The organism is Roseomonas nitratireducens, from assembly GCF_017813355.1.
In the GTDB taxonomy this organism is placed as follows: domain Bacteria; phylum Pseudomonadota; class Alphaproteobacteria; order Acetobacterales; family Acetobacteraceae; genus Neoroseomonas; species Neoroseomonas nitratireducens.
Genome location: NZ_JAGIYZ010000049.1, coordinates 1 through 8,259, shown reverse-complemented (window position 1 = coordinate 8,259; position 8,259 = coordinate 1). Strand labels below are relative to the sequence as shown.

General features: G+C 75.1%; 10 protein-coding genes. 5 read left to right on the top strand and 5 right to left on the bottom strand.

Annotation, left to right across the window (positions count from 1 at the left end; genetic code table 11):
• From J5Y09_RS23975 to J5Y09_RS23965, 3 genes are all read left to right on the top strand, one after another.
• Positions 1-220 (top strand): hypothetical protein (locus J5Y09_RS23975; RefSeq protein WP_209354379.1); only part of this gene is annotated, 220 nt, incomplete at its 5' end.
• Positions 217-633 (top strand): DUF6524 family protein, encoded by a 417-nt coding sequence (locus tag J5Y09_RS23970; RefSeq protein ID WP_209354378.1) that lies wholly within the window; start codon positions 217-219, stop codon positions 631-633. The genes J5Y09_RS23975 and J5Y09_RS23970, both read left to right, overlap by 4 nt.
• Complete coding sequence (locus J5Y09_RS23965) at positions 630-1,628, top strand: hypothetical protein (RefSeq protein ID WP_209354377.1); 999 nt, start codon at positions 630-632, stop codon at positions 1,626-1,628. The genes J5Y09_RS23970 and J5Y09_RS23965 overlap by 4 nt, the downstream gene beginning before the upstream one ends.
• 52 nt (positions 1,629-1,680) lie before the next feature.
• On the opposite strand, the gene J5Y09_RS23960 is transcribed toward J5Y09_RS23965, so the two are convergent.
• Entirely contained in the window at positions 1,681-2,115 is a 435-nt protein-coding gene (locus J5Y09_RS23960) for a hypothetical protein (protein WP_209354376.1), read from the bottom strand.
• Positions 2,112-2,921 carry a bestrophin-like domain gene (locus tag J5Y09_RS23955; RefSeq protein ID WP_209354375.1) on the bottom strand — a complete coding sequence of 270 codons (810 nt, stop codon included), beginning with the start codon at positions 2,919-2,921 and terminating at the stop codon, positions 2,112-2,114. Before J5Y09_RS23955 ends, J5Y09_RS23960 begins: the two co-directional genes overlap by 4 nt.
• A 195-nt stretch (positions 2,922-3,116) precedes the next feature.
• Here J5Y09_RS23955 and J5Y09_RS23950 point away from each other — a divergent pair, with 195 nt between their 5' ends.
• Positions 3,117-3,809, top strand: coding sequence for an MlaA family lipoprotein (locus J5Y09_RS23950; RefSeq protein WP_209354374.1), 693 nt, complete (start codon positions 3,117-3,119; stop codon positions 3,807-3,809).
• Positions 3,810-3,813: 4 nt separating this feature from the next.
• Here J5Y09_RS23950 and J5Y09_RS23945 read toward each other — a convergent pair whose 3' ends face one another.
• A complete protein-coding gene (locus J5Y09_RS23945; RefSeq protein ID WP_209354373.1) occupies positions 3,814-4,635 on the bottom strand; it encodes a creatininase family protein in 822 nt (273 codons plus the stop codon).
• 92 nt (positions 4,636-4,727) lie between these two features.
• On the opposite strand from J5Y09_RS23945, the gene J5Y09_RS23940 reads away from it, so the two are divergent.
• Complete coding sequence (locus J5Y09_RS23940) at positions 4,728-5,666, top strand: sterol desaturase family protein (RefSeq protein ID WP_209354372.1); 939 nt, start codon at positions 4,728-4,730, stop codon at positions 5,664-5,666.
• A 3-nt stretch (positions 5,667-5,669) separates the two neighbouring features.
• Here the strand turns inward: J5Y09_RS23940 and J5Y09_RS23935 are convergent, their stop codons facing one another.
• Together J5Y09_RS23935 and J5Y09_RS23930 are read right to left on the bottom strand one after the other, a co-directional pair.
• Positions 5,670-7,478: a lytic transglycosylase domain-containing protein gene (locus J5Y09_RS23935; RefSeq protein WP_245217403.1), complete on the bottom strand. Its 1,809-nt coding sequence runs from the start codon at positions 7,476-7,478 to the stop codon at positions 5,670-5,672.
• 143 nt (positions 7,479-7,621) lie between these two features.
• A partial coding sequence (locus J5Y09_RS23930) for a uracil-DNA glycosylase (RefSeq protein ID WP_209354370.1) occupies positions 7,622-8,259 on the bottom strand: 638 nt, incomplete at its 5' end.

The following is an 8,259-nucleotide window of genomic DNA, read 5'->3' as shown; positions in this document are numbered from 1 at the left end:
GGCTGGCACGCGCGGGCTCGCCGCCCTGCGCGACGCGGCCGCGCGGCTCGAAGCCGGCGACGCGGCCGGGGCGGATGCGGCGCTCGCCGCGCTGCCGGCGGACACGGCGGCGGCGCTCGGGCCCTGGCGCGCCGGCCTCGCGCGCCGCATCGCGGCGGATGCCGCGGCGGCGCGGCTTGCCGACCTCGCCGTGCTGCGGGCGCGGGAGGCGGCGCGATGAGCGCGGAGCGCTTCGACTGGCGGGGCGTCGTCTCCCGCGCGCTGTTCGCGCTGTTCATCGTCTTCGCGATCTACAACCCCTCCGGCACCTCCTACGTCCACTGGGTGCTGGAAGGCTTCGACTGGTTCTGGGTGAAGCTCGCGACCGGGGCGGCGCTCGCCGCCATCCTCGGCGTCATGTGGCGCACGACGCGCGGCGTGCTCGGGCGGCAGGGGATGCTGCTCGTGGTCGCCTTCTGCCTCGGGCTCGGCATGACCGTGCTGCACCTTTCGGGCCAGCGGCTCCTCGACGGCGACACGCTGCTGATGGGCCTGCTGGTCTGCGTCTCCGGCGTCTTCACCGCCGGGCTCTGCTACTCCCACCTGCATCACCGCCTGGGCGGCATCGCCCACACGGAGGACATCAACAAATGACGCATCCGGGCACCGCCAATACGGCGGAGCAGCAGGCCGCGCCGCCGCGCAAGGCCGACGCCTTCCTCGTCAGCTGCATCGATCCGCGGCTGACCGACGACGTCACCTTCCTGATGGGCGCGCTGGGCCGCGAGGGCCGCTACAGCGAGATGCGCATCGCCGGCGCCGCGCTCGCCGCGATCGATCCCGCCCGCCCCGCCTGGTCGGCGGCGCTGTGGGAGAACCTGGCCGCGTCGCGCCAGCTGCACGGCGTGCGCAAGGTGGTGTTCGTGAACCACCGCGACTGCGGCGCGATGCACATCTGGGCCGGGCGGCGGCTGTCCGACAACCCGGCGGACGAACTCCGCCAGCACCAGGACGTGCTGAACCGCGCCGCGGCCGCGGTGCGCGAACGCCATCCGGACATGAGCGTCGAGATCAAGCTGATGGAGCTGGACGGCAGCGTGCGCGTGCTGCCCTGCGCCTGCGCGCCCGGCGGCGGGCTGCGCGCCGAGGCGGTGGACCCGGCGGGCGAGGCGATCGCCGCCATGGCCGCCGCCGGCGGCGGCAGCATCGCCGCCCCCTATCGCGCCATGGCGCTGCCCGACCCGGACGGCTTCGCCGAGCTGGTCCGCCTGCGCTTCGCCGGCACGGTGCCGGACCCGGAGGCCGAGCTCGCCCTGCTGACCGAAGGCGTGACGCGCTTCGGCCTGACCGCCGAGGATGCGCGCGCCGCCGTGCTGGCCGAGGGCGAGCGCCGCGGCGTCGCCGGGCCATCTGCCGCGCTGGCCGAAGCGCGCGCCTTCCTGACCGCCCAGGCCGATGCGCGCCGGCGCGTCGGCCGCGCCGATGCGGAACGCGCGGCGATGCTGTTCCGCCGCCGCAGCGGCATCCGCGAACCCCAGGCCGCGCTGACGCGCCGCATCGCGACGCTGATCGAATCGGAAGGGCTGGCGCCGCGGCCGGAAGGGCTGCTGCGGTCCACCACCTGGTTCCGCCGGATGGCGCAGGGCTGACCCCTGCCCCGCGCCGGAGGCTACGCCTTCGGCGCGCGGGGGCGGATGCGCGTCAGTGCGAAGCGACGGCGGCGTGCTGCGCGGGCGGCGGGGCCTCGGCCTCCGCCCCCGTGCGCCCCAGCGCGTCGACGATGCGCGCCTTCATGCGCATCAGCGGGCGGTTGTCGCCCAGGCCCAGCATGAAGGCGTTCTCGGCGAAGGCGTCGCGCAGCCCGTGGCCGGTGGCCGCCGGCGCGCCGGCGTAGGAGAAGCGCAGGAACTGGATCAGCCCGGCGGTGCGCACCAGGTGCACGGCCGAGATCTGGTCGAGCCGGATCGTCGTCTCGAGCTCCCGCTCGACATGGGAGACGAGGGTGACGGCGGTGAACCACGGCCCATGGCGCAGGATGCGGATGCAGTCCGCATAGAGCATGAGGTGCCCGCCCATGCCGTGCAGCGCGGCGAGGCAGGGGCTGCGCCGCGCGGGCGGGCCGCTCGCGCTGCTCAATGGCGCAGCGTCCGTACATGGCGCAGCGGGTCCGCCCGCAGGCCGAGCGCGTGGTCGAGCGTGTGGTAGGGCTCGGGCGAGAGCGCCATGACGCCGTGGAAGGGCCGCTCGATCAGGAACAGGAAGGCGATCAGCGCGCTGAGGCCCGCCGCCTGGATCCCCAGCATGGCGATGACATGCGCGCGCGCCGGATAGAGCGGGCCGGTCGCGACGACGAGCGAGAAGAGCAGCAGGATGAGCAGCCAGAATTCCCTGGGCAGGTGGATGGCGGCGGCGTGCAGCCGCCCCTCCCGCGCCGCCTCGACCGCGTCCATCTCCTGCAGCATGTCGTCGGCGAGCGACTGACCGAGCCCGGCGGCGGCGGCGTAGGCGGCTTCCTCCAGCGCCTCGGCCAGGCGCTGCGTCGCGGGGCTGCGGCCGCTCGCGGTCATGGTGTGGAACTCGTCCGCCGCGATGCTGCGCACGTAGTCGCGGATGGCGGGCTGCAGCGCCTCCCCGGCCGCGCCGGCCCGCGCGGCGACCCGCGCGAAGCCCGCGATGGCCGCGGTTTCCGTGCGCACGGCGCGGTCGGCGTCGGTCTTGTGGCTGCGCGCCTGCACGGCGCAGAAGGCCAGCGTCAGCGTCAGCGCGGCCGTCACCGCGCCGGTGGTGCGCATGGCGACGTCGAGCATCTCCTTGGTCTGCGGCGCGCGCACGATGGGCGCGAGCAGCGCGCAGGCGAGCGCGGCGCTCGCGCCGCCCGCCAGCATGAAGACCGCATAGGCCGCGATGGCGGGCAGGGTGTGGAGGTTGAGGAGCAGGTCCATCGGCCGGCCATGCGTGAAGTGATGCACCTTCGCATGGCGGTCCTGACCAAGTGCTTAGCGGCGGCCGCGCGCGGGGCGCGGCAGAGGGTTAATGGAATGTTTAATTTCCAGTTCCACGTAAACGAAAAATAAACTATTCTCGCGGGCGGCGTCGCTCCCGGCGCCTTCATGGTCCAAGCCCGAGGGATCCATCGGATGCGCGCCCGGAACCTTCTCCCCCTTCTCGCCGGCACCGCGATGCTGCTCGCCGCCCCGCCGGCGCGGGCCAATGGCGACCCGCTGGAGAGCGTGAACCGCCGCGTCCACAGCTTCAACCAGGTGGTGCGCGGCTGGGTGCTGGACCCGGCGGCCTCGGCCTGGATGGCCACGACCACGCCCGGCTTCCGCGCCGGCGTGGCGAACGCGCTGGGCAATCTGGGGGAACCGGTCTCGGCCGCAGCGAGCCTCGCCGCGGGGGAGTTCCGCCTGGCCGCGAACGCCGTGGTGCGCTTCGGCGTCAACACCACGGTCGGGCTGGGCGGCGTGCGCGACCGGGCGGCGGACTGGGGCTACCAGCGCCGGCCCTTCGCCCTGGCCGACACGCTGTGCAGCTGGGGTGTGCCCGCCGGGCCCTTCCTGGTGCTGCCGGTGCTCGGCCCGTCCACGCTGCGCGACGCGGGGGCGACCTTCGCGACGCATGCGGCGCTGTCGAACACCTTCGGCAGCGAGGCGGTGTTCTCCTGGCGCGCGGGCGACCTGTTCGTCGGCTACGCGCCCTTCGCCGAGGAGGTGCGCCGGATCGACGCCGAGGCGCTCGATTCCTACGCGGTGCATCGCAGCGCCTACCTCCAGCGCCGCGCCTTCGCCTGCCCGACGGACCGGATGGAGGAGGTGGCGGAGGACGAGTGATCCGCTACCGCGCGGCGCGGATTTCCGCCACCGCCGCGGCGATGCGCATGGCGAGCAGCGCCTCCCCCCGCGTCGCGCTGGCGCGCGCGGGGTCGCCGCTCGCCCCCAGCGCGGGCAGCCGCGCCCGGTCGGCCGGCAGGCGCGACAGGTCCACCCCCGCCGGATGCACCGCCATGAGTTCCGAGGTGTCGCCGATCCCGGCATGCTCGCCGATGCTCGCCGGTGTCTCCCCCTGCGTCGCAAGCCAGGCATCCTGCGCGGCGATCGCGCGGTAATACGCCCCGACGGCGATGACGCGCACGCCGTCCGCGCGCCATTCGGCCGAAAGCCGCGCGGCGAGCGCTTCCTGCGGCGCCTGGCTCGCGCCGTTGTCCGCCAGCAGGCAGATGGTGCGGAAGCCGGCCGCGCGCAGGCTGCGGGCGATGCCTTCCAGCATGCCGGCGAAGGCCGCGTCGTCCACGCCGATCGTGCCGGGGAAGCGGCGATTGCCCTCCGGCGGGTCGAGCCGGCCCTGCGGCGCATAGGGCAGCACCGGCAGCACCAGCGCGTCGCCGAGTTCCGCCGCGATGCGCCGCGCCGCGTGGCGCACGATGTGGTCGTGCTTGCCGAGGATCATGTGCGGCCCGTTCTGCTCGACGCCGCCGCTCGGCACGATCGCGGTGCGCCGCCCCGCCGCGACGGCGTCGCGCAGCTCGATCCAGGTCATGTCGGAGATGTCGAGGCTGTCCGGCAGCGCCACGGCCGGCGCCTGCGGGCGCAGCAGCAGCGTCGCGACGAGAAGCAGGCCGGCGAGGCCGAGGCCGCCCAGGCCCAGCGCCCGGATCATGCCGCGCGCCCCCGCGACGGAAGCGCAGACAGGCGTTGCCGCTTCGTGGTATGCGCTGCGCTCCGTCGCATTCCCTGACCTCCGTCGCGAAAATGACCTGGCCCGCCTATGATCCGCTGACCGCCGCCTGGCAATGGCTGGGCTCGCTCGCCGGCACGCTGACCGAGCCCGGCTCGCCCTTCTGGTGGCCGACGATCCTGCTCGCGGTCCTCGCCGCGCTCGGCATGGGGCTGGCCGCCGGGCGCTCCGTCGCCGAGATCCGCCGCCAGGCGCTGCCCTGCGACGGGCGGCGGGCGCTGCGCCACCTGGGCATCGACCTCGCCTGCTTCACGGCGAACGCGGCGCTGCCCTTCCTCGCCGCCCCGCTGCTGTTCCTGCTGAGCGCGACCGGCGCGGCCATCGCCTTCCTTATGCTGCTGCCGGTCTTCGGCCAGCCGACGCCGGGGGCGCGGATCGACACGCCGGTCGCGATGCTGCTCTGCGCCCTGCTGCCCTTCATCGCGAGCGACTTCGCGCTGTACTGGTCGCACCGCCTGTTCCACCGCTTCCCGCTGCTGTGGCGCGCGCATCGCCTGCACCACGCGCCGGAGGTGCTGACGCCGCTGACCGCCTTCCGCTTCTGGCCGCAGGAGCAGATCGTGCACATGGGCGGCGCGTCGCTGATGAACGGCTTCGCGGTCGGCGCCGTCGCCATCGCCTATGGCGCGCAGGTCACGCCGCTGACGCTGCTCGGCGTGAACGTCTTCACGCTCGTGTGGAACCTCGCCCTGTCGCATCTGCGGCACAGCCACGTCGCCCTGCCCTTCCCGCGCTGGCTGTCCTACGTGCTGGTCAGCCCGCACATGCACCAGGCGCATCATTCGGCCGACGCGGCGCAGCACGACCGGAACTTCGCGACCGTCTTCGCGCTGTGGGACTGGATGTTCGGCACGCTCTACCTTCCCGCCCGGGACGAACGCTTCCGCTTCGGCGTGGACGAGCCCGCGGCCGAGCCAGGGCCCGCCGCCGCGCCCGCGCCCGCGTCGCGCTGAGCGCTACTGCAGCGCGATGCCGCGGCGGGGCCGGGATTCGGCCACTTCCTCCGGCGCCGGGACGCGCGGGAAGGCGCCGCGCGCCAGCGCTTCCAGGCTCGGCGCCGGCAGGCCGAGCCGCGAGGCGTAGATCCAGGAATAGGCGAGCACGCGCTGAACGTGCCGCCGCGTCTCCTCGACCGGGATCGCCTCGATGAACAGGAAGGGGTCGTCGCGGTGCCGCGCCGCGGGCCGCCAGCGCGCGAGGTTCCCCGGCCCCGCATTGTAGGCCGCGAGCAGCCGGATCAGGTCGCCGCCCACCGCGTCGTGCCGCGCCAGGTACAGCAGGTAGCGCTGCCCGATCTCGAGCGAGAGCGCAGGGTCGTGCAGCCGCTGCGCGCCCTCCCCACGGAAGGACGGGTCGTTGGCCACATAGGCGGCGGTCGCCGGCATCACCTGCAGCAGCCCGCGCGCGCCGGCGCGGGAGATCGCCTCGGGATCGAAGTTCGATTCCTGCCGCACCAGCGCGTAGAGCAGCGCCGGATCGACGCGGAAGCCTTCCGGCGGATCGAGCCGCGGCAGCGGGAAGCGCACGAAGTCCCGCGGCCGCCCGTCCGCCCCCTGCGCGAGGCCGGCGAGCTGCGCGCCCAGATGCGTCATGCCCGCGCGCGAGGCGACGGCGACCATGCCCTGCAGCAGCGCCGCATTGCCGCGCGCGGCGGGCCACAGCGCCCGCAGCTCGGCTTCCGCCCGCGCGCCCTGGCCCAGTTGCAGCAGCGCGAGCGCGCGCCAGCCGCCGGCGGTCTCCATCAGCGCCGCCGCGTTGCCCTCCCCGCCCGCCTCGGCGGTCCAGGCGAAGCCGGGCTCGAGGCCAAGCGCGCGGCGCGCGAGCAACCCGTGGAAGGTGCGCGGTTCCTGCGCGGCCTGCAGCATCCAGGGCACGTACAGCGCCGGGCGGCGGGCGCGGACGGCGGTGCGCGCCGTCCAGAACGCGGCCGAGGCGCGGGCGGCGGCGGAGGCGCCCTCGGCCCGCGCCGCGGCCTCGAACCAGGGCAGCGCGACCTCGTAGCGGCCGAGGCCCCAGGCGGACAGGCCGGCGGCGAAGGCGGCGCGGCCCGTCGTCTCCCGCCCGCCGCGCGCGGCCTCGGATGCCATGCGGAAGGCGGCCGCGTCCTCCCCCCGCCGGAACAGGGCGAGGGCGATGTCCGCGCGCAGCGCGGCGGCATAGGCGGGGGTCATGCCGCGGGTGCGGCGGATCAGCGCGAGCGCGCCGGCCGTGTCGCCGGCGAAGGCGCGTTCGCGCACCGTGCGGTCGAGCGCGGGGTTGCGCACGAAGCCCCGGGCGGGGCCTTCCCGCTCCTCGGGCACCGCTTCCGCATCCTCGGGCAGCGCGGCGTCCCCGGGGGCGGCGGGCAGCGCGGCGGCGGGGGCGGCCAGCGCCAGCAGCGCGTGGATGCGCGGCGCGTCGGGTTCCTCCCCGTGGCGGGCGAGCCAGGCGCGCAATTCGGCCTCATGCGGCGGCGGCGCGCCCGCGCGCAGCCAGCGATCGGCGAGCACATGGCCATCGAGCCGGCGGTCGGCGAGCAGCGCGTGCTCGGCCGCGGCGGCGGACATCGCGCCCTCGGCCTGCAGGCGGAAGATGCGGACGAGGCGCGCGGCATCGCCGGCGGCGAGAGGTCGCGGCAAGCCGGCCGTCCCCGCCGCCGCGGGTGCGGGGCGAAGGGCGCCGGTGGCGCTCTGGGAGGCCCGTTCCGCCGCGGCCGGAAGGGGGGTTCCGAGCCACAGCGGCGCGCCGATCGCCGCCATCAGGGCAGCGGGCGAGCGCAGGGCCATGGGGCAGATCGCGCGCATGGCTGGACTCGACTAGGAGCCCGAGTCGCCCTTGCGCAACGTCGTTTAAACCGACGAATCCCGCAATTTGGAACGCCTCTCAGCACCCTCAGGGACTTGGCGCCCGTCCTGAAGACGGCGTCTGCTCATTTGGTTTGCGATTCGGCCTCGATCGTGCGCCGGAGCAACAACAAATCCGCCCAGGCATCCCGCTTGGCGGCCGGCGTGCGCAGCAGATACGCCGGATGCAGGGTGGCGAGCGCGGGCACCTCCCCCAGCCCTTCGATCGCGACCTGGTGCCAGCGCCCGCGCAGCCGGGTGATGCCGTCCTTGGCCCGCAGCAGCGCCTTGGCCGAGACGCCGCCGAGCAGCACCAAGCGCCTGGGCCGCACCAGCGCGATGTGGCGCAGCACGAAGGGCAGGAACAGCGCGATCTCCGCATCCGTCGGCGTGCGGTTCCCCGGCGGGCGCCAGGGCAGGATGTTCGTGATGGTGAAGCCGCCCGCCTCCCGGCTCAGGCCGATGGAAGCGAGCATCCGGTCGAGCAACTGCCCGGACTGGCCGACGAAGGGGCGGCCGAGGCGGTCCTCCTCCGCCCCCGGCGCCTCGCCGATCAGCATCAGGCCGCTGGCCGGGTCGCCATCGGCAAAGACCAGGTTCGTCGCCGTCTCCCGCAGCGGGGAGGCATCGAAGGCGGCGATGGCGGCGCGCAATTCGTCGAGCGTGCCGGCCGCGGCGGCGGCGGCGGCGGCCCGGCCGGCCGCGGGCGGCGGCGCGAGGGGGG